Here is a 21,979-nt window from a genome sequence, read left to right as displayed (position 1 = left end):
TTCTACTCCCCTCCTTCTAACTTTTTAGTTAACCATGAAAGTCCATTTTCAATATATTTTGGCAAAGAAGGAATTGTTTCATCCTCGGTTTTGGTTATAAACTTGTAGAGTAATTCGTTGGCAAAGTCGCTTTTGTTATTTGACAACTTCCTTTGAAGCTTATACGAATTTTTTTTAACATTATTGAAACTACTATCTTTACCTATAATTCCCCTGTATATATCAGGTTTAATTTTTACTAATACACTATTAATAAGGGAATGATTATAATTGGTTAGAATAAAAGCTTCTTCAAAGCTTGTTGCATAATATCCCTCGATATTTCCCTGATATGCAATATACATGTTATTTATTTCAATCTTTTCGGACAGTCCATCTAATTTATCGGAATTCTCATTGTACTTTTTTATTGTTTTATTGGTTGTCACTCTATCCTTTAAATTATTGATTTGTTCAAATGTTTCCTTTTCTATTTTGTTTCTTTTTATATCTAGATCTGTAATTATGAGTGCAGGCACTTTTAGCAAATTTATTAATTCGTGATAAACAAGTCCATGAGCTCCGTCAATATTGAAAACAGATATGTAGTATTTATTTAAACCCTCTTTTTGATCTATATAATATTTAAGGAGTGTCTCTTCTGTTATCCCTTCAACAAAAATAATAGCATCAGAAAAAAACAGTTCAGATACTTTATACTTAATATGTTTCTTAAGGAATTTAAGATCATCCTCTATTTTATTTGCATCAATTTCGGTGTTTTTAGGAATAATTATTTCATCATTCAAATTTACTACATGAGTATGGTGATCATTTATCGTTACGTAATTTATGTTATTGAAAGTATTACCAGTATGAATTTTACTGTTCAGTATATGTGATGAATGTGTTGTAATTATCAACTGGCTATTTACATTTTTATTTTTACTTTTCAAAAGAGAGGCAATCACATCATTTATATTTTTTATAAACAACTCTTGCATCTGTGGATGCATGAATGTTTCGGGCTCTTCAATAGAGATTAAATTCACTTTGCTATTAAAGGAGTTTTCCGGGTATTTCTCCATATAATCAATTAAATCTGCTATTATCACCATCAGATTTGTATATCCTAAACCAAATTGATTCTCGGGAATATTATTATCTTGTTCAATATACTCATATTCTATTAAATTATTTATTAATTTTTGAAAAGTCAAATCTGCATTTAATGACATTTTAAGTTTATCAATAGATTCAATTTTCCCTAAAGATTCGTTTATATCCTTAGTATGTTTTTCATGAATTATTTTAGTGAGGCTCATATTAATACTATTTATGTTTGAATCAAGGTCTTGTTCTCCTTCTTCAATTAACGATTTAAAGCGATATTTAATTATTGTACCAAAAGCTTTTGAAAGACTGTTTTCATTTTCAATATTATTAGCCTTAATTGCTCTCAATTCAATCAAATTACTAATGTTAAATTTATTTATAACCTCTCCACTTGCATTGTAATAATTTACTTTAAATCGTGTCTCATCTATTAGTGCTAAAAACTTTTTAAAGTGAACACTTTCATTTTGCTTTCCCAGTAGCCCTTTGACATCTCTAATAAAAGTTTCTTCATCTTCTAATTCAAATTTTACGAGAATTTCTAATTCGGATTTATCTACATCCTCCAAAAGCATAAAAGGAACAAGATTAGTAATTATATCGTTACTATTATCTTCAATTCCAATGCCTATATTAAATTGGAGAAAAGGAGTTTCAACTCTTTGGGGGGATTTTCCAAATTGATCTAGTAATCTCTTCAAATAAGAAAAATTAAAATCATTTGCTTTAAATTTACCCTCTTTATTTATCAATGTATCTAATGCATTAATAATAGTTGTTTTACCGGAATTGTTTTTTCCAACTATCAATGTAGTTGTTGGTGCAATATTTATCTCTTTACCCTTTTTCTGTTCTTGATAACTCTTTGCATCAACAAATTCTATTTTGTTGTTTTCTATTCCAAATTTCCTAAAATTGCTGATTCTTAAACTCTTTAAGTACATAAAATCTCCTCCTTAACTACAAACGGAACATATTATAGCCACTCACATCTTTATTACGGCCCTCTATGAAAGTCGTCAAAACTTTGACACGGCAAAAGACGCATTGCTGATACAGTGTTATTTTTGAAATTTCAAAACAGACTTACTTTCTTTTCTGTCTTTCTATTATCGTTCATTGGTTTTATCTCTGGAATTTAGGAATTTATAAAAATTTAAAACTTTATGTTAGGAAACAAAAACGATAACTGTTTATTTTTAAATGTGTATTTTTGATATTAAAATTTTAGCATATAATATCAAATTTTGTCCTTTTAAAAAAACCTAACCTTATCGACAGGGTCTCTAACAAATCTAATTTCGCCGTCACTTATGATACGGCTCACCGGACTTAATCTTAATTGAATAGATAATCTAGAGGCTATTCTTTTTTATTTTCTGATCAGATATTATCGAAAATAAATCGAAACTTTCTTTGAATAAATAATAATAGTTAACGACGGAAAATCATTTAATCTTTGGTCGCTAAAAACTTATCATTCCCGCTACTTCCTTTTATCCACATGTCTCTTATTTTTATAATTTTTTACTTGCGTAGATATCCATTCAGACAATTTTGGCATATACTCTTTAATGTAGGTTTGCCTTCTTCCAATCAGTTCATAAATGTCCTTAAACAAAATTCCCTTATTATTAATTTCACACTGATCAAAATATCTATCAATTTTTGTTCTATACTCTATCTCTAGTCTACTTAACCTACATTTTCTTTGTTCTTCCCTTGCTTTATCAATAATCTCTCTTAGTCCATAAATCCCTAGCAACTCAGGTGTGCAATTTAACGAAGCAGCTATATATTTTATAGAAATTTCCTGATCCTTTTGTTTAAATTCTTTCAATTCCTTAAGAACTCTATCCGTCCATATTCCTTTTGAAACTCTCTTGTATCTTTTCTTATCCTCGTATGATTCAAACAAAAAATAGTACTGAACCTTTTTAGAAGAAAAATAATAAAAGTATTCACTCCGACTCATTCCGAACATTTTTTTAGCATTCTTAAATAATGTTCCTGACTCATTTATTAACTGTTTAAACACAGAGACAAGATCCTCCGGTTGATTAGTAGGTGTATACTGCTCACATAAATCTGAACGCAATAACTTATGTTGCACCAAATACCCGAAAATTTCAGTCAGTTCTTTTTCGGGGATTTTGGTATCTCTATGAATCTGTTTTCGATTGATTCCAAAATTTAATAAATCCCTTACTAATTCAATTTTAACAATTCTATTACCAACCTGCTGCCATTCTTCCGTTTCTGCATTAATTCCATATTTCATGAAACAATTTGTACATACATGTGCATTATAGTATCGTATCTTTTTTTCTTGTAAGTGTGATATATGCTCAATTTTCCTCATCGTTACATTAGTTTTATATGAAGAACACCAAGGTGTAAGACAATGTTTATTACGTGTATCTTGATTCTTTGGTATAGACCTTATAAAAATAGGAGGGACTTTTAACTGTGCGAAATCATGGATACTTATTTGTAGTGCCTCTAAAATATTTATCAATTGTGGAAAAGTTACATGCTGGGGAGAATCCTCGCCATTCACAAATCTAATTATCCTATGAATATAATCCTCTCTTATTTTGCTTTTGATTTTCCTGAAGTTATACTCTTCTTCGGGTGCATTTGCAGCGTAAAGAATAGAATAGGAAATAATTTTGTCGCTGGGGACACCCGTGATACGAGGTGCAATTCGAGATTTTTTATTCAACATATAGTTCCATTTAATATATTTTTCAGATTGATAATTAATCTCTTTTTCATCTTCAATTTTCTGTATTCCCTGGGTTGTCAGCTTTGAATGGCAATACTTACATTGCATAATAGCTAGATTTTCTGATATATACGGTTGTAATTCCATGCAGTTTTGACAACTAGATTGTAATCTGCACAAATGTATATTGCACATGTCAATCTCTTTTACCTGCCATAAAAGTTTATAGTAACCTTGTTCCTTTAGGCATAATGGGCAAAAATATCTTTTATTAATTTCAATTAACTTTGGTAGTGCAATCAGTATCTGTTCACTTGTATAATGACCCTCTTCAATTAATTTATTTACAAGTGGCATGAATGTCATAGATTGAATTTCATACTCTGAGATCTTGAGTAGTTTTGAGAGTCGAAACATATCGATTCTCCCATCTACAAAAACATCAAATCTAAACGTTCTTCTCCAGATATCTTTGTTGTTCCTTTTAGTGTTTACCATTTTTAAAATGCGCTTATAGTCAAAATAATTTGCCGTACCAACGCGCAAAATATACGATGTTAGTGATTCCACTTTCCTCATTCTTGGTCTAACAGTAAACTTTTGACTCACACTTACTCCCCCTTAAAAACTTGGGTAAAAAAGCCTGATTACCATTTTCTTTAGAAAAAACCAAAATCCCTTTATATTCGACACCCAGATTGGTGTAAATTTAAGGGATTTCCTACATTATTCCTTGTATTTTATTATTATTCAACTTTCCCTTTTCATGAAAATGCTTTTAAAGCAAAAAACACCTCCAAGTATCCCTCCTTATGTTACGACAAACTCGGGTTTCCTTGAAGATATTTTGATTGTTTTGCTTTATGGGCTAGTCGTTCTCGAAACCAATTCTTTTACCTTTTTATTATGTATCCGCACTCTTTCTTCAACAAATACTGTTAGTTCAGGGGCGATTCGCCACAATAAGTTTCTACGTTTTTGAAGATCTTTATATAGCTGACTTGAAAACACTCTGGTTTGAGAGCGTTCCATCAGATATTCCTCCACGAAACCATAAATCCTTTCTTTCTCCATAAAAACTCGCTCTTCAATTTGACTCTTCTTCATCTTCTTTATGTAAGGACAGCATCCCCAATTTCGGATGGTATTGACACTTACCCCTATTTGTTCAGCGACAGCTCCTATCGTGATTGTAGTCTCCTGATGATACATCTCCTCTACAACCCTCTTTACTTTATTGAGATTCTGTTCAGCATTGTTCCGCTTCGGACGTTTTCTCGTTTGCATCAGTAACTCTTTCATTACTATTTTATGAAAACGGTATACCAAAAAATGAACATAATTCGTCCAACAACCCCATTTTCGTATGCTTTTTAAAGGCACATTTTTCTTAATAGCAGCTATAAAAGGCCCCAACACTTGAGTTTCTATTTGAATTGAGTCAGTTTCATATGCACAAAATTTAATGCCCCTTGTGTAAAAATAGGCTATACACCTTTTTAACTTGTCTAAAGACAATCCGCTCTTTTCTATGATAGACGTAATATGTTCCCCTTCACAAAGGCTATTTTTAATTAGATGGTAAGCACTTATAAAATATGTCCTCTCCTGCAATTCTCCCTGATCATTGATAGCATACTCACAGCCACAGTCTAAACAAGACAAATAATAGGAAAGTACCTGCCCACTCTTTTTTCTTTTAAATGTAGTTCCTGTTTGTATTAAGCCACCATCAACACCCAAGTTCTCACACCATGGTGCTTGACATGATAACATCTCTTTCTTTAATCGAGTTGGATTGAGGACCGAATCAATAAATGGTTGTGGCAACTCCATATTCAAGAAATCATCAATATCCAAGTGTTTTTCCCAAAGTACCTCAAGGATATAGGAAATATGTAACGTACGTTTTTGTTTTAAAGAATCTCTCGCGTGCTGTAACAATGTAGGAAGTTTACAGGCTCTCTGAATGTCAGATATAGCTCTTTTTTTATCAAAAATGACTTGTCTGTTGTTTATTAGATATAACATGCGAAGAGCAACATTTTGCGGGGAAATTTTAAGATCTGAATAATTGAGTAGTTGGTTCCAAGAATACCACCACCAACTCTGTTGATCCCAATCAATGTCACGTTCGCTTGGGGAATCCAAGACTCTGCTTAAATCTAAATCACAATAAGGACATTTATCATGAACATAAACATCACGGTATTTAATCCCTTTTGCGCAATGTGGACACTTATCTTGTAACAGTCTACAATGAGTCATGCATGCGTCGATACCCTTGATTCGCCAAAGCAATCGGTGGTAAGGTTTATTCTTTAAACAAGCTGGACAAAAATAAAGCGTTTCACGAAGCATACCTGAGGTAAATCGTGATCGTTCAATTTCCGTTCCCACAGCAAAAAGCTGCAATAAATTATAAAGAGTGAGTGAAAGCAGTTCATTTGGTTCCCGGCGAATAGTATTTGACAGTTTTTCTATGTTTATTATGTTTAAAGGGCAAAAATCCAACAAGGTGATCTCGTCATACTGAGCGTAATGATTTTGTTCAGTTTTCAAGTAATTCCAAAAGGATAAGAAGCTAATTCCGTTTGCTTTCGAGATACGTCTTAAATAACTCGAAAGTGATTCACCTTCAAATGGACGTAAACGCACCGTTAAATGTTTGTTTTCCATTGATCTTCTCCAAAAAGGATTTATTCTCATGATTTTCCTTTTGTGAAAAAGATATACCCTTTCATGCATAACATCTTCCTATGCCAGCATAACAAAATCCATACTACCATCAATATATATGGGGACTGACGTTATCCTGCTAATTAGTTGAGAAAAGGCAGCGTATCAACATATGATAGCTGCCTTTCTATGTTGTTATTGAACTAATCGTTTCCCTTTAGTTCAAAGCGGCTTGTTCAGTCGTCTCTTCTCTATATAACAAGTTTCTTGGAAAAATAGTTTGAAGCTAATAATTGCTCATAAATACCCACCGAATCATGCATTCGAATCATTTCCAAAGCTTGTTTAAATGAGATCCCTGTATTCAACGTAAAACTTCTTGCGGCGTGCAAGAAATTCTCATGCCTTTCAGCAACAGAATCATTTGAAAGTTCCCTTAAAGAGTATCTAGCAGTGAATGGTGAAGGTTCCATTGATGTTAAGAATTTAATTATGTCATAACTCTCTTTTTTTGCTTTTTGTTGACCTGTAACACTCCCAGCAATTGCATTCCAAGGAGGTAGTACCCCTTTATTCATGCAATATGTCTCAATCAAGATACCCTCTAAAATTTTGAGTTTTGTTCTGTTACTATCTTTGGTAAAATCTCGAATGCTAAATTCTTCAGGATCATATCCAAACCACTTATAGATATTATTTCTTGTTACCGCCTGACTCAAAGGTGATTGAACAAAAACTGAGAAACCAAGCTTTTCATTAGTCTGAAAATATTCTTTAATCTTTTCATATTTACAGCTGGAAGGGTCTACTGAAAGTAATCCGTTATGTTGTTTAAAACGTTCAGCTAAGTCTACCGCTAACCCAATATAATACAATTCATTGGTGTAGTAATCCCAGTAACTGTATATACCTGAAGAAGCCCAGCCATAGCTTTCTGTTGCCGAACACAGATCATCAAGAGCGTAAGCTATTTGGTTCATCTCTTCTATACGATAAGCATCTATTATAATAGTTCCAAACATTAACAACTTCCTCTCGATGTTATTAACTAACTGGATGCTAGTCCTTCAGTAGGTCGGTCAGTTCCCGTACTTATGACTTGCACCTACTTAAGTATTATTACACCACCTTATTCATGATCTTTTCGTAATCATATTGATCGCTGAATGGATTCCAATATCTCTGATTTCTAAGCATATGCCGGATGCTTTTCAGTTTTGCCAACGTCTGACCCCTCCTAAATATGACTAGTTCTATTCCTAGCTATCTAAATATTCCTTTAGCACCTATGTAAACATGTACTGCATGTATTTCGGCGAATATCGATCCGACCAGCATCATGGGAGAAAGTAACCTTCAGTTTTCCAACAAGCATCTCCTGCACCACTTGTTCAAAGGTGTCCGGATCTATCTATTACCCCCACATCGCCAAATACTTCACCCTCCACTACTAACTTAAGAACATTTCCAATTATAATCCATATTCTCTATTTTCATATTATTACCCGTTAGCGTGGAAAATACAGCTGCCTTAAATTTATCGAAGCGGTATCTTAATTATAGTTATATTTACTAATCATCTGTTTCTTGTTTCAAATCCTCTTCCAACATTGCCTTACGTTCTTTATCAGTAAGATCTCCAAGTACATTTTGAAATGCTCTCTTTAGAATAGCCCCAGATAATTGTAAGCCAGAAAAATTATTAAAATCAGGGTTATATACTCCAAGAATTCTATACGCTTCTTGGAGAGCTTGTACAAGATAACCAGGACGACCAAAACTGTATTGGTGCAAGGCTAGTGGTAAAGATGTAGAATCATCAGCAAGACCTACAGGATATGGAAGATCTAACTGCTCTTCTATTAATGATAAAAATTGAAGAAATTTCGCGTCACAGGCCTTAAACCGATCCAATCGTATTGGTGAAAATCGTTTTCGATACTGAGGATCTAACTTTCTTAGCTCATCAACATCAGGAGTTCCTACACACACCAACGTAATCTTACCGGCGTTCGCAACATGTTTTATAGCTTCCATCGCATCTTCTTTGGCCATATTTCTTGTTCGTCTGATATGATCAATCTCATCTAAAATCAGCATTTCAACTCGCTGTGTCTCCAATAAATGAAATGCCTGTGTTTTGACTTCTCCTATTAATGGTCTTCCTGGTAAACGGGGAGCTCCTAATGCTTTCACTATGCTATGATAGAATTCTAACACAGTAAAAGGATGAGGAAGGTTCAAATAGATAACAGGTTTGATATCAATTTCCGTTCCGTCATCCTCAATATGAACATACCCACTATTTTTTTCAGTATACTTTTCACAAAGCATTGTCTTACCTACGCCAGAGACTCCCATTAGGAAGTAGTGACTATACGTTGTTTTCGATTCTTTAGCTTGGTTCATCACTCGTTTTGAATCAAACATTTCCCATATTTCATTTACTCTTGGATGTACAACGTATAAATTGGCTACTCTGTTTGCAAACTCTTTGAAGGGATTATAAGCTGTCATAAGTACCACCTATAGTTTTTTTTGTTGCTTTTGTAAATCAAACAAATCAAATAAGTCTACTTGCGGCTCTTTACTGATCTTTGAAACTTTGGGTGTACTTAATGTGATCTCGAAGCCTAGCTTCTGTGCTTCTCTAATCTCTTTTCTGTTTAATTTTTTCTTCTCCTCAACTTTGTCTTTCAGGTATGCTTTCGCTTCCTTCAGGTGACGAGAACCAGGTATTCTATTAATCGTTAATTTACCACGATCTCGCAGGTACTCTCTCATTTTTTTATATCTGTAACTATTGACCCCGTATAGTTCGTCTGCAGACGGATTGGCCGCTAATAATTCTACGTATTCATTTGTTTTTGGCTGATGAAGATAAATTTTGGAAATATCATCAATATCGTACTTGATCTTATACTTTACATCTCTCCTCCCGACTAAGTTGGATAACTCGTTTGATCTGTATTCAACGTTATTTAATCTTACCCCGTCGCGGGTATACGGCTTTTTATCCGTTGGTAATAACTCGATTTTGTAATATTCCTCATCCTCCTCATTAATCCATTCTGGGAAACCAGTAATATTTAAACCCAAATAATACCTCGCAGCCGGCGTAGGAGTGTCTAACGGTAGCGAACGGTGCACACGATGATGATATATATCTGTAATAAAGATGGTCAGAAGCTCAATCACATCGTCTAAGGTATAAATTGCATGCTTTTCGGGTTCATACTCTCCTAGTTCCTCAACTGAACTTTTTCGAGTACCATCTAAATTATGAATGATTCCCCAGTTCAAGGTCCCAAATAATCTTTCGATTGTACCACCGTAATTAGGAGTCTTTACAGGTCTATATCTCACTTCTGACTGAAGCGTTTCATTAATCATTCGTTTAACCTCTGCATTTTTGAATTCGGGACCATTATCCATATAGATAATGGAAGGTATGCCATGAATATCCCACTCGTTTATTGTGTTGTATTTCTCCTTCGACCTTTTCAAAAAGATGCCGTGTTGAATGGCTTTTCTTACCTTATTTGCAGATGGTCGTTCAAAGGAAACATACATGCACCAAACCATTCTGGTATATACGTCTATACCTAAAGTGATCCAAGGACGCCCCATAACCTCTCCAGACTTATCAATAACATCAATATCTAATAGTGTATGATCAATTTCTACGATATGGAGTGGAAACATCGCTTCCTCATTCGACCATCCACGTTGTATAGGATCATATATTTCTCCAGCCTTTTTACCATTACGCATTCTTTCTCTGATTTGCTTATTAATTCTTCCTAATAATTTCACAACGGTTTCATAAGATAAGGGCTCTAGTTTTTCTTTCAAACATTTAGCTTCAAGGGAATCACTAATACTTTGTATATTAGGTTTTTTGGTGATCAAAAATTCAGTTTCAATAACTTCTTTCAGGATGGGTATATATTTTTCGTCTTTTCTGATGAAGATGGTATCAAGGACAAGTTCTTTCTTTTTCGGATGACATATGTATAGTGGCTTTTCATCACTTCTGATTCTGTCACTTTTTAAAGCATTTTTTCTAATTAAACCCTCGATACCCGTTTTTCCACGTTCCTTTTGTTCGTTTCGATAATTTTCTAAATATCGTTTTATTGTCCTGGTTGATATTTCCATTTTTCGGGATATGCGTTCTAATAAAGTCTTTTGTGATAATCTTTCAAGAGCTGTTACACCATCGAGATACTCTTGATAACGTCCAGCAAGTTCATACTTCGCTTTAACATCACCATTTTTTACCTTCTCCAATAATAGCACTGGTTGAATGGCTTCAAACTTTCTCGATACCTCATTTCGCTTGTCTTCGTCCAGTGCATCCAAAGCAGAGCTATGTCTTTTTTTCTCTTTTTCAACCTTATAGTTTACCTTTTTTGTCATTGTGGAACTTGCAACAAATGTATGATTGGTAACCAATGCTATATAGTCAAACATCTCTTCCTTAGCGTCTACGTCACCTACTACTATCACAAAAACTTTTGGGGGGTCAAGCTCAGTTACTACATATCGTTTTCCATATAAATGAAATTGATCATTTACCTTGAGGTTATAAAGATTCAAGTCGATCACTCCCGTCTAGATACAGTAATAAGTGGTTAGCGTAATTCCCCAAGCAAATGACGCTACTTTCGTTCAAAACTTCTTGAATATTCGAATAAATAACACCTGACGCTATCAAGTGATAAATGATCGGGAGAATATATCGAAAATCTGTTTTTGCCGAAAAACTTAGTGCCAAATCCAGAATTGTCGAATTTCTCATAGTAGAGAGCTTTAAAATGATCTCATCAATCCATTTATCATATGTCGTTCGTTTTTTTAAGTAAGGGGTCAAAAATTTGAGGTTACGCGTGATATTATCCGGCAATTTCTTGGGATAAATAACGCTATATTTCCAATTTCGAGCCTTGGATAATTGCTGACACTTTTGATTGCACAACTCAAATTTTTTATTAGTTTGTTCTGGAGACTCTTTAATCTGATACAAGTGTGGGACAGAACCCTGTCTGAATACAAGAACATCGGGTACATGCAACCATTCCTTCACATCTCCCTGATCATCCAAGTACTTTATAGGGACCTCTATAGGCTGTACATAATATCGGATCGTTGAATGATCTAGCTCTAATAAATAATAAAACAGGCACTCCCCCAGAGATTGATACCCTACTTCCTTGCTCATTTTTTGACTTGAAATTGTTCCGATTATATGTGGGTTCTTTTCACTTCCTTTGTTTTCAATCTTCCGTTTTGGTGTAAAATCAACATCTTCTTTCACCCAATTATGATTTGACCAATCCATACAATCCCTCATTTATGATTAAAATCATCGAAAAGTGACAAAAGTAGTTACTGGAAATACTCTCCTATATCTAAGCATAGAGTAACCAATATGTCCATTATTATCCAAAAAACGTTTTTTACTTAATAAACAAAAACACCTTGATACAGAAAGATATTTACTGTATCAAGGTGTTAAATTTAGTGACATTTTTTTATTCCAGCCAGGGACAAAGTTTAAATCCCGTTGGGGACAAACTATATTACTGACCACATTTCCATGCATAAAAACAAATCCACCCTACTCCACCGTCACACTCTTAGCCAAATTCCGTGGTTTATCCACATCCAGACCACGAGCTGTAGACGCAAAGTAAGCAAGCAATTGCAATGGAATGACAGTTAATACCGGAGCTAAGATCGGCAGTGTGCGTGGCACATATACCACTTCATCCACTGTTTTCTCCAATTCTGTATCTCCTTCAAACGCGAGACCTAGCGTGTAGGCGCCGCGGGCTTTGACTTCAACGATGTTGGAAACCGTCTTGTCAAATAGGTCTGGCTGGGTAGCCAATGCGATCACTGGTACATTCTCTTCAATGAGAGCTAGGGTACCGTGTTTTAATTCACCCGCTGCGTAAGCTTCGGAATGAATGTAAGAAATCTCTTTTAGCTTCAGGGAGCCTTCCAGCGTCACAGCATAGTCGAGACCTCGTCCGATGAAGAACAGGTTTTGAACATCCTTTGTTACAGAAGTAGCTACCTTGCGTAGGCCCTCTTCCATTTCTAGAATGTTAGCTGTTTGAGTTGGAATTTCTAATAGGTGATCGACAATCTCAGCGATTTGTGCATCTGTTTGTGTACCTTTTACCTGTGCAAGATAAAGCGCAAACAGATACAGAGCCAAGCTTTGGCATGTATAAGCTTTTGTAGAAGCAACCGCTACCTCTGGGCCTGCCCAAGTGTAGATAACTTCATCTGCTTCACGAGCTACTGAGCTTCCTACTACGTTGCTGACTGCCATTACTTTAACGCCTTGTTTCTTCGCTTCACGCAGAGCCGCGAGCGTATCTGCTGTTTCTCCTGATTGACTGATGACAACCACTAACGTCTTATCTGTGAAGATCGGGTCACGATATCTAAATTCTGAAGCGATCGCTACCTCGACAGGAATGCGTGTCAGCTTCTCAATGACTTCTTTCCCGATTAATCCAGCATGCATCGAAGTACCGCATGCTACGATATACATTCTGTCAAAAGCAGCTAGCTCTTCTGGAGTCATTTTCATCTCAGGAAGTAGCACACGCTTGGTTTCCAAATTAATACGGGAGCCAATTGTATCTCGCATTGCTTTTGGCTGCTCATGAATCTCTTTTAACATAAAGGAGTCATAGCCGTCCTTCTCCGCTTGCACCAAGTCCCAATCCACATGGAAAATTTCACGCTCCACAGGCTCGCCTGTCTCTGCCACTGTCAACTGGATGTTATCGCGAGTTAAAACAGCCATTTCACCTTCATTTAAAATGTACATATCACGCGTATGCTCCAAAATAGCCGGGATGTCAGAGCCAATAAACGCTTCCCCTTCACCAATACCCACGATGAGTGGACTTGCTAAACGTACGGCAATTAATTTATCTGGTTCGTGCTCTGTCATGATACCAAGTGCATAGGCACCGCGCATTTTTTGTATAGCCTTGCGCACTGTAGCTACGATATCGCCATTATATAGGTCGGACAATAGATGAGCGATGACCTCTGTATCTGTTTCAGACAGGAACTCATATCCTTTTGCTATCAATTCTTCCTTGATAGTCAGGTAATTTTCAATAATCCCATTATGAACAACTGCAAATTTATGCGTTTTGTCTAAATGAGGATGAGAATTTTCATCGGAAGGCTTTCCGTGTGTTGCCCAACGAGTATGGCCAATTCCAGCCATTCCCGCTAGCGGTCTGTCTCTTAGGCGCTCTTCTAACGTAGCAATCCGTCCCTTGGATTTTGCATGATCCAAACCTTGCTCCGTCATTACTGCTACACCTGCAGAGTCATACCCACGATATTCCAGCTTACGCAGACCTCCAATAACGATATCCTGCGCCTGTTTACTTCCAATATATCCAACGATTCCGCACATAGTAATAGAAACCCCTCTCTAATGGACAGGGGTACGACCCAACTGAATTTGCTAACGGGGTGTACCCCCGTCATTCCTTTGCAAATTTTTATCTATAAGGTAATTGTGAACATATCATACTCAGATTTTGTCCATAAAGTTGCCCCTATGTTTTGTAACTGAGCTTACGGTCCTGATACATGACCGGGAGGCATCCGCCGAACATTTCGATAAACCTCCACCTCGTCCACTGTGCTCCATGTCGGGCAGCCACAGTGCTGGCGCTTTTAAAAGATATCTGTGATCTTGAAAATGAAAATCCTCTCCCCCCTCCTTTTTCTGATATTCAAATCCTTTCTTACTTTAGCACAGCTTTGTGCGGGGGACAATATCTCTTTTCCGCTATGACCCTCATAAATTAATGATAAATGGCTAAGATTTCCCCACACTTTATGTTATGTAGGTGTAGGTATGAATGTGTTACTCAAAAAATGTAGCGGAAACGCTCCCCTTGTCAGGGTTCAAAAGCACATAAAAAAAAGGAGCTGACGTAAGCCGCTCCTTTTTCTACCATTACTTTTATGCTAACTCCTTTTTAACAACCTCTACGATTTTTTGAACCATAACCTCTAGTTCATCAGCATCTGGCCCTTCTGCCATGACACGAACGATTGGCTCTGTGCCTGATGGACGAACCAACACGCGACCATTGCCCTGTAGACTTTCCTCTACCTCTTTAATCGCTTGCTCAATAGCTACGTTGCCATTTAGCTTTGTCTTATCCTCCACACGCACATTTACTAATAGCTGCGGGAATTTCGTCATCATCTGTTTTAGCTCAGACAATGGTTTGCCTGTTTCCTTGATGATGTTAAGCAGTTGCAGACCTGTTAATAAGCCATCCCCGGTAGTATTGTAATCCAGGAAAATAATATGCCCAGATTGCTCTCCACCTAGGTTATAGCCTCCACGAACCATTTCTTCCATTACATAACGATCGCCTACAGCTGTGCGTGTACTATTAATGCCTTGCTCCTCCATTGCTTTAAAGAAGCCAAGGTTAGCCATTACGGTCGTTACTACGGTATTGTTGTTAAGTTTGCCCTTATGCTTAAGAGCACGCGCACAGATAGCCATTAAATAATCGCCATCCACCAGCTCACCATTCTCATCGACAGCTATACAACGATCTGCATCTCCATCAAAGGAAAGCCCCAATACAGCCTTATGCTTCACAACCTCTTCCTGTAAGCGTTCTGGATGTGTTGATCCGCATTGATCATTGATGTTGATACCATTCGGGCTTGCACCAATCGTAATTACATCTGCCTCTACATCTGCAAATAATCTGGCTGCCAAGGAAGAGACCGCTCCATTAGCGCAATCCAAAACGATTTTCATGTCCTCAAAACGCTCATTTACAGAACTTTTGAGATGAGACAGGTATTTCTGGCTGCCTTCCAGATAATCGATTACAGTACCGATTTTGTCCCCTGTAGGGCGCGGTAACGTATCCTCTGGAGTATCCAGATATTTTTCAATCTCATTTTCGTCTTCATCTGACAGCTTAAAGCCATCGTTACCAAAGAACTTGATTCCATTATCCTCAAATGGATTATGTGAAGCAGAAATCATGACACCTGCATCTGCCCCTAAAGCCTTGGTCAGATACGCTACGCCAGACGTAGAAATTACTCCCAAACGAACTACTTCTGCACCTACAGAGAGAAGACCTGCGATTAGAGCACTCTCCAGCATTTGACCAGAGATACGCGTATCGCGACCAATAACTACCTTTGGTTTACCTTCTTCTTTGTGTCTTGTCAGTACGTATCCACCATCTCGACCGATCTTAAAAGCCAATTCAGGTGTAAGTTGCGTATTAGCAACCCCACGTACGCCGTCTGTTCCGAAATACTTCCCCATCCTTGTCCCTCATTTCTTTCCTAGTACACGTAATAGGCTATGTTCCTACTGTTTTTTTGTGATTTCTACCGTGACCTGATGAAGTGCATTCGATGCTATCTTGAGATAATCTGGTAAATTGTTATTGTAAACCAGCGGGATCTCATGCACACCTACAGGCAGCGAGCTTACATCTGCTACAATTTGAATGTCATTTGCCGTGAGGTCTTTTAGGATGTTAGGAGCACCGATCACATCGAAGCTTGCTGTGCTTAATTCCTGTCCATCCGCTGTTACGACTTTAGCAACCAAATCTTCAGCGAGTCCAGTTACCCTTAATGGTACGTTCTCCAATTTTTTGGTTTCAGATGGCACTATTTTCAGTGTGACATCTAACGTATCTGGGTCAACTTTTACCACTTTTGGCGCCAACGGCATTTTTAGTTGAAGTACCCGATCTGAAGTAATATTTTTTAAATCAATTGATGGACCCGAGTAGATATCCATAGGCTTAATCACTTCATTTGGTCCGTATACCGTCACCTCTTGCGTGTTCATGGTGATACTAGCCAAACTATATCCATCTGGCAGCTCATTCGTCAAGTTTAATTTGAGCGGCACCATTTTGGACGGACTTGTCACCGGTATACTTACTTCAGCCACTAGCGGTGAGATTTCTGCGCCCGTCATCAGATTTCCTTGCTTGTCATACACTTTTAATTGGGCATTACTAGAAACAGTATCTGTCGCTCCATCTACATTGACAGCAGCTTTTACTACGCCAATCTTCTTAACCTGACTCGCTGGAACAGTAACCAGTACGCGGAATGGTTTAACGATAGGCTGTTTTAACTCATACCCATCCGCTGCCTTGCCAATTTTCTCGACCTGGACGTCCATTTCAACGGTTTGTTTTTCCTCTAATGTAACATCAATATAATCCGGTGTAATGGTCACTTTTGACCCATCGGGAAATCCGCGCGACTGTACCTGCAAACGATGCACTCCACTCGCTAAACCTCTAGCGTCTATAAATACCTCGTAGTTGTCAAAAATATTATATTTTAGAAAAGGATTGTTACTCTCCACTGCTACCTTAACCGATTGTAATTTGTTCGTAATCTCAAAATTATCGGCGTCATAATAAGCTTTGACCTTTGCACTCTCGATAATTCGAGTTGGCTGTACTGCTTCACTGGAATTGCCTTGCTCTGGCTCTAAGTTTACGATCATCCACAACATAATGGCCAAAAATAGGGCAATTCCGCGGACAAACCAATGACTGTTTAACCATCTATCCATTTTTTCGCCCCCATTGCCAACGACTTGCCATGGATTTACTCTTCGCTTGTGGAGAGAGTCTGCTCAGCATTTTTTGCGCTAATAGCTCTTCGGTCAAGTTGCGCGTTATTTCTCCGTTGGTCGTTATCGAGACGTTACCTGTTTCCTCCGACACAATAATGGTAACACCATCGGAGACTTCACTCATTCCAATAGCGGCTCGGTGTCTTGTTCCAAGCTCTTTAGAAATGGAAGGATTCTCAGATAACGGCAGATAACAAGCTGCTGCTAACACCGTATCCTTACGCAAAATAACAGCTCCATCATGCAGAGGAGTATTCGGGATAAAGATATTGATTAACAACTCTGACGTGACTCGACCATTTATGGCGATTCCTGTCTCCACGTAATCATTTAGCCCTGTATCTCGCTCCACTACGATTAGAGCTCCAATACGGCGCTTAGCCATATAAGTCACAGCCTTGCCGACTTCCTGAACCATTCGTTGTACGCTGTCTTCATCATCATTCGAGTAAGATCGGGAGAATAATTTACCTCGTCCAATTTGCTCCAATGCACGACGCAGCTCAGGCTGAAAAATAATGACAACCGCTAATACTCCAAACGTAAAAGCTTGGGACATCAACCAGTGCAGGGTACGGAAATCAAAGTACTTGCTGAGTAACCAGGTAACGATAACTACCATAATTCCTCGCAAAAGTTGTACAGCACGAGTTCCGCGGACCAGCATGATTAGTTTATAAATCAAGTACGTGACTAAAAGAATATCTATTCCGTCACGCAGTATGTTCACGTAGTTTAAATACCCCATACCGCCGCCTCACATTCCTACTCCAATACTATCCAAGAATTCTGATTGGATTGTTTGCGGAAAAAAGCACGGCTTCTCATGCCGTGCTACTTCTCTTTCTTCTATTTTCCCCTAATGAGTCAATGGAAGCAAGTCATTTCCGATATTTTTCATTTCATACCATACCCAATCGAAAATCATTTCGATGGATTCTGTATCTCCTGCCACCTGAGCCGTAGAAGCTAAAAAGACTCTGCCATCAATAGCTATGACATTTCCCTTAACTTCACCTTCTACTTCTACGCTGCCATTGCGGACAATCAAGTCTCCCGTTAAGGTAGTCCCAGCCGGCACGACAACTACATTACGCTCTTTATCTATCTTTAGCTTATCCATATTGGATGATGTGATTTGCAAGGTGTTATCCCGATCAATCCAACTGGTAAACAAACTTCCTGTCATAAGAACAAAAAAGACTGCCGCTGCCGTTACGAATGGGTGGCGTCTCATCCAGTTTCCAAAGCTCTTACGCTTCGCTACCGGAGGCAACTGAGCCATAACGCGTGCAGTAAAATCACTTGGTGCTTGAATATGGGAGGCACTCTCCACATAGGCAATTACTTTTTGCAATTGTTGTAAATGTATACGGCATTCTTCACAGTTTAGCAGGTGCTGTTGAAGACGTTGATTCGATAGTTGATCGATATCTTTATCCAAAAACACATGGTTAAGCTGCTTCGCTTCTCTGCAATCCATCTGAATACGTCTCCTTTCAATTAAAATCGCAACTTATTTCGCAGTGCTTCTCTCCCACGATGAATTCTCGTTTTAATCGTTGTAATTGGTAATTGCAAGGCATCGCTTATTTCCTGCAATGATAAATCCTCAATGTAACGCAGCACCATGATAGACCGATACTTAGGATTTAACTTGGTTAGTGCGTTCTGCACCGTTTCTTGTAATTCTTGTACGACGACTTTTTCCTCAGGGGTTTTCTCATCGGAGGCTAGTCTGGAGTACCAATCTAGCCCTTCTAAATCTCCGCCCTGCTCTTCATCTAAAGAAAATTGTGGTTTTTTCTTTCTTCCCCGGTCAATACACAGGTTAGTGGCAATACGATATATCCACGTTGAAAAACGATAATTTTCATCATAGGAATGCAGATTGGCATAAACGCGCAAAAAGGTTTCCTGTGCAATATCTTCAGCCTCTTGGCGATTGCCAACCATTCTGAAAGCAAGCTGAAAGATTTTATCCTTGTACATTTCCACCAGTTCCGCAAACGCTTCACGGTCATCCCGTTTCGCTCGTTCTACCAAGCGTCTCTCTACAAATTCCATGCCATCCTCCCTAGAATGTAACCCGTCTTCTAATACGAACTAAAGACGATTTAGTTTCAAATTTTACTGTTAAAGTTCTGCGGAATTTTTATCTTTTTATTATATAGGTAGTTTACCTTTTATTCTTGATTAAAACTGTGTGAAACCAGTCTTTATGAAAAGAATTTTATCATCATGTATAAAAAAGAACATAAATAAGCTGTTTTGTGCTATGGTTGGTTTTTCAAGCCAGTGCCAAAACTCACCCTTTGACCTACCTCCACCTTTTCCAAATGTAAAGGCATTATGAAAAGACAATTGAATGGCTTACTTTAAGTATATAAGATATGAAACAAATAAACAAAAGACAGGAGAATGGAAGATACTTTTCCATCTCCTGTCTTACTCTTACAAAAGCTTATCTCCAAATACAGAGCTCATTAATGCAACCGCCACAGCAGCTGTTGCATTTTGTTGATCGAGAATAGGATTTACTTCTACAAATTCGGCTGAGGTTAAGACATTCGCTTCAGCTAAAATTTCCATAGCCAAATGCCCTTCTCGATACGAAATGCCTCCGATAACCGGTGTTCCTACTCCTGGAGCATATATTGGGTCTAAACCATCTAAATCCAAGCTCAGATGAACTCCGTCTGTTCCTTGTGTAACATATTCAATGGTTTCTTCCATAACACGGGTCATACCTAACCGATCGATTTCGTGCATCGTGTATACTTTAATACCAAGTTCCTTGATTAATTCACGTTCACCAAGATCCAAATCTCTAGCTCCAATAATGACGACATGTTCTGGCTTTATCTTTGGACTATATCCCCCGATTTTAACCAACGCCTCATGCCCAATTCCCAACGAAGCAGCAAGTGGCATACCATGAATATTCCCAGAGGGAGATGTTAGACCTGTATTGATATCGCCATGAGCATCAAACCAAATCACACCAAGATTCTTTTTTGTCTGCGCAACCCCTGCAAGCGTTCCTAACGCTATGCTGTGATCTCCACCTACAACTAAAGGAAAACGTCCATTTTCTATTTCTAGTGCCACCTTTGTTGCAAGTCTTTCATTAGCCTCTAACACCTGTTGTAAATACTTATGATTGTCAGTCTCTTCGAAATTTTCAGGTCTAATTACAGGAATATCTCCCAAATCCTTCACTGAGTATCCTAAACCCTCTAAACGCTTTACTACCCCAGCATACCTAATAGCGCTAGGTCCCATATCTACACCGCGACGATCCGCCCCTAAATCGAGAGGTACACCAATCAATGATATTTTTTTATTCATATGCGAGACTCCTTCCTTGGCGAAACAAAGTCTTCTAACTTCTTAAGCTATATTGTAGACGGAAATAGGGCAATGACTCAACTCAACATTTTTTTGCATAGTTATGAATTTATTAAACAATTCATTAGCAAACAAAAAAGCAACTCAGATCAACTGAGTTGCTTTTCCTGTACTAATATGGAGCGGGTGATGGGAATCGAACCCACGCGACCAGCTTGGAAGGCTGGAGTTCTACCATTGAACTACACCCGCATTATGCATGGTCGGGAAGACAGGATTCGAACCTGCGACACCTTGGTCCCAAACCAAGTACTCTACCAAGCTGAGCTACTTCCCGACAATATGGCGTGCCCTGAGAGATTCGAACTCCCGGCCTTTTGATTCGTAGTCAAACGCTCTATCCAGCTGAGCTAAGGGCACATAATATATGGAGCGGACGACGGGTCTCGAACCCGCGACCTTCGCCTTGGCAAGGCGACGCTCTACCAATTGAGCTACGTCCGCAAACTAAAAATGGTGAGCCATGAAGGACTCGAACCTTCGACCCTCTGATTAAAAGTCAGATGCTCTACCAACTGAGCTAATGGCTCCCTATGGCTGGGGTACCAGGATTTGAACCTGGGAATGACGGAGTCAAAGTCCGTTGCCTTACCGCTTGGCTATACCCCAATAGGAATGGTGGGGAGAGACGGATTCGAACCGCCGAACCCTGAGGGAGCAGATTTACAGTCTGCCGTGTTTAGCCACTTCACTATCTCCCCATATGATGCAAAAATTTGCATTTTTAAAAACAAATGGTGGAGGATGACGGGATCGAACCGCCGACCCTCTGCTTGTAAGGCAGATGCTCTCCCAGCTGAGCTAATCCTCCAGATAAATGGTGACCCGTAGGGGATTCGAACCCCTGTATGACAGCGTGAAAGGCTGCTGTGTTAAACCGCTTCACCAACGGGCCATATATGGCTCCTCAGGACGGACTCGAACCGCCAGCCTACCGGTTAACAGCCGGTTGCTCCACCATTGAGCTACTGAGGAACAATATGAAAGAATTGTTCTTTCAAAACTAGATAATGAAAGTCAGCATAAAGGCAATGTGGATAAGTCCTCGACCGATTAGTATTCGTCAGCTCCATGCATTACTGCACTTCCACACCGAACCTATCAACCTCATCGTCTATAAGGGGTCTTACTAGCTTGCGCTATGGGAAGTCTCATCTTGAAGGGGGCTTCACGCTTAGATGCTTTCAGCGCTTATCCCGTCCGCACATAGCTACCCAGCTGTGCCACTGGCGTGACAACTGGTGCACCAGAGGTGCGTCCATCCCGGTCCTCTCGTACTAAGGACAGCTCTCCTCAAACTTCCTACGCCCGCGACAGATAGGGACCGAACTGTCTCACGACGTTCTGAACCCAGCTCG

14 protein-coding genes, 10 tRNA genes and 1 rRNA gene (1 of these 25 running past the window's edge) are annotated in these 21,979 nt (G+C 38.4%); all 25 read right to left on the bottom strand.

The window, feature by feature from the left end:
* Positions 1-2: 2 nt before the first annotated feature.
* The gene (locus GOP56_RS17170) at positions 3-2,039 is read right to left on the bottom strand and encodes an ATP-dependent nuclease (RefSeq protein ID WP_163246117.1); all 2,037 of its coding nucleotides are present in this window, start codon (positions 2,037-2,039) and stop codon (positions 3-5) included.
* 542 nt (positions 2,040-2,581) lie between these two features.
* Entirely contained in the window at positions 2,582-4,432 is a 1,851-nt protein-coding gene (locus GOP56_RS17165) for a TniQ family protein (RefSeq protein ID WP_163246116.1), read from the bottom strand.
* Between the two features lie 252 nt (positions 4,433-4,684).
* Positions 4,685-6,502, bottom strand: a complete 1,818-nt coding sequence (locus GOP56_RS17160; protein WP_163246115.1) for a TniQ family protein — start codon at positions 6,500-6,502, stop codon at positions 4,685-4,687.
* 251 nt (positions 6,503-6,753) lie between these two features.
* Entirely contained in the window at positions 6,754-7,524 is a 771-nt protein-coding gene (locus GOP56_RS17155; RefSeq protein ID WP_101667196.1) for a GIY-YIG nuclease family protein, read from the bottom strand.
* Positions 7,525-8,074: 550 nt separating this feature from the next.
* Positions 8,075-9,019 (bottom strand): TniB family NTP-binding protein, encoded by a 945-nt coding sequence (locus GOP56_RS17150; RefSeq protein WP_163246114.1) that lies wholly within the window; start codon positions 9,017-9,019, stop codon positions 8,075-8,077.
* A 9-nt stretch (positions 9,020-9,028) separates the two neighbouring features.
* A complete protein-coding gene (locus GOP56_RS17145; protein WP_163246113.1) occupies positions 9,029-11,104 on the bottom strand; it encodes a Mu transposase C-terminal domain-containing protein in 2,076 nt (691 codons plus the stop codon).
* On the bottom strand, positions 11,091-11,846 hold the full coding sequence (locus GOP56_RS17140; protein ID WP_163246112.1) for a TnsA endonuclease C-terminal domain-containing protein: 756 nt from the start codon (positions 11,844-11,846) through the stop codon (positions 11,091-11,093). The genes GOP56_RS17145 and GOP56_RS17140 overlap by 14 nt, the downstream gene beginning before the upstream one ends.
* 279 nt (positions 11,847-12,125) lie before the next feature.
* Entirely contained in the window at positions 12,126-13,961 is a 1,836-nt protein-coding gene (gene glmS, locus GOP56_RS17135) for a glutamine--fructose-6-phosphate transaminase (isomerizing) (RefSeq protein ID WP_163246111.1), read from the bottom strand.
* Between the two features lie 558 nt (positions 13,962-14,519).
* Positions 14,520-15,866 (bottom strand): phosphoglucosamine mutase, encoded by a 1,347-nt coding sequence (gene glmM / locus GOP56_RS17130; RefSeq protein ID WP_003333737.1) that lies wholly within the window; start codon positions 15,864-15,866, stop codon positions 14,520-14,522.
* Positions 15,867-15,911: 45 nt separating this feature from the next.
* Positions 15,912-17,147: a CdaR family protein gene (locus GOP56_RS17125; RefSeq protein ID WP_163246110.1), complete on the bottom strand. Its 1,236-nt coding sequence runs from the start codon at positions 17,145-17,147 to the stop codon at positions 15,912-15,914.
* Positions 17,140-17,958, bottom strand: a complete 819-nt coding sequence (cdaA, locus tag GOP56_RS17120) for a diadenylate cyclase CdaA (protein WP_003333740.1) — start codon at positions 17,956-17,958, stop codon at positions 17,140-17,142. Before cdaA ends, GOP56_RS17125 begins: the two co-directional genes overlap by 8 nt.
* Positions 17,959-18,069: 111 nt before the next feature.
* A complete protein-coding gene (locus tag GOP56_RS17115; protein WP_163246109.1) occupies positions 18,070-18,693 on the bottom strand; it encodes a zf-HC2 domain-containing protein in 624 nt (207 codons plus the stop codon).
* 20 nt (positions 18,694-18,713) lie between these two features.
* On the bottom strand, positions 18,714-19,277 hold the full coding sequence (gene sigW / locus GOP56_RS17110) for an RNA polymerase sigma factor SigW (RefSeq protein ID WP_022586417.1): 564 nt from the start codon (positions 19,275-19,277) through the stop codon (positions 18,714-18,716).
* Between the two features lie 387 nt (positions 19,278-19,664).
* Positions 19,665-20,561, bottom strand: coding sequence for an arginase (rocF, locus tag GOP56_RS17105; RefSeq protein ID WP_003345994.1), 897 nt, complete (start codon positions 20,559-20,561; stop codon positions 19,665-19,667).
* Positions 20,562-20,739: 178 nt separating this feature from the next.
* Positions 20,740-20,813: transfer RNA gene (locus tag GOP56_RS17100), tRNA-Gly, on the bottom strand.
* An 8-nt stretch (positions 20,814-20,821) separates the two neighbouring features.
* Positions 20,822-20,898 (bottom strand) — tRNA-Pro (locus GOP56_RS17095).
* A gap of 6 nt (positions 20,899-20,904) precedes the next feature.
* Positions 20,905-20,981, bottom strand: a tRNA-Arg gene (locus tag GOP56_RS17090).
* An 8-nt stretch (positions 20,982-20,989) separates the two neighbouring features.
* Positions 20,990-21,065 (bottom strand) — tRNA-Gly (locus tag GOP56_RS17085).
* Positions 21,066-21,075: 10 nt separating this feature from the next.
* A tRNA-Lys gene (locus tag GOP56_RS17080) sits at positions 21,076-21,151 on the bottom strand.
* Between the two features lie 4 nt (positions 21,152-21,155).
* Positions 21,156-21,230 (bottom strand) — tRNA-Gln (locus GOP56_RS17075).
* A gap of 7 nt (positions 21,231-21,237) precedes the next feature.
* Positions 21,238-21,322: transfer RNA gene (locus tag GOP56_RS17070), tRNA-Tyr, on the bottom strand.
* A 34-nt stretch (positions 21,323-21,356) separates the two neighbouring features.
* Positions 21,357-21,432: transfer RNA gene (locus GOP56_RS17065), tRNA-Val, on the bottom strand.
* A gap of 7 nt (positions 21,433-21,439) precedes the next feature.
* Positions 21,440-21,516: transfer RNA gene (locus GOP56_RS17060), tRNA-Glu, on the bottom strand.
* 5 nt (positions 21,517-21,521) lie between these two features.
* Positions 21,522-21,596 (bottom strand) — tRNA-Asn (locus tag GOP56_RS17055).
* A gap of 58 nt (positions 21,597-21,654) precedes the next feature.
* A 23S ribosomal RNA gene (locus tag GOP56_RS17050) occupies positions 21,655-21,979 on the bottom strand (it continues 2,605 nt past the right edge of the window).

This window comes from Brevibacillus sp. 7WMA2, from assembly GCF_010748895.1.
Taxonomy (GTDB): domain Bacteria; phylum Bacillota; class Bacilli; order Brevibacillales; family Brevibacillaceae; genus Brevibacillus_B; species Brevibacillus_B halotolerans.
The sequence above is the reverse complement of the archived record's forward strand: the minus strand, read 5'-3'. Positions and strand labels throughout refer to the sequence as shown.

Bases quoted from the DNA above. Each gene is read 5' to 3' on its own strand.
- sigW (WP_022586417.1), bottom strand. From the start codon at position 19,277: ATGGAATTTGTAGAGAGACGCTTGGTAGAACGAGCGAAACGGGATGAC.
- GOP56_RS17155 (WP_101667196.1), bottom strand. From the start codon at position 7,524: ATGTTTGGAACTATTATAATAGATGCTTATCGTATAGAAGAGATGAAC.
- GOP56_RS17140 (WP_163246112.1), bottom strand. From the start codon at position 11,846: ATGGATTGGTCAAATCATAATTGGGTGAAAGAAGATGTTGATTTTACA.
- cdaA (WP_003333740.1), bottom strand. From the start codon at position 17,958: ATGGGGTATTTAAACTACGTGAACATACTGCGTGACGGAATAGATATT.
- GOP56_RS17170 (WP_163246117.1), bottom strand. From the start codon at position 2,039: ATGTACTTAAAGAGTTTAAGAATCAGCAATTTTAGGAAATTTGGAATA.
- glmS (WP_163246111.1), bottom strand. From the start codon at position 13,961: ATGTGCGGAATCGTTGGATATATTGGAAGTAAACAGGCGCAGGATATC.
- GOP56_RS17115 (WP_163246109.1), bottom strand. From the start codon at position 18,693: ATGGATTGCAGAGAAGCGAAGCAGCTTAACCATGTGTTTTTGGATAAA.
- glmM (WP_003333737.1), bottom strand. From the start codon at position 15,866: ATGGGGAAGTATTTCGGAACAGACGGCGTACGTGGGGTTGCTAATACG.
- GOP56_RS17160 (WP_163246115.1), bottom strand. From the start codon at position 6,502: ATGGAAAACAAACATTTAACGGTGCGTTTACGTCCATTTGAAGGTGAA.
- GOP56_RS17150 (WP_163246114.1), bottom strand. From the start codon at position 9,019: ATGACAGCTTATAATCCCTTCAAAGAGTTTGCAAACAGAGTAGCCAAT.
- rocF (WP_003345994.1), bottom strand. From the start codon at position 20,561: ATGAATAAAAAAATATCATTGATTGGTGTACCTCTCGATTTAGGGGCG.
- GOP56_RS17125 (WP_163246110.1), bottom strand. From the start codon at position 17,147: ATGGATAGATGGTTAAACAGTCATTGGTTTGTCCGCGGAATTGCCCTA.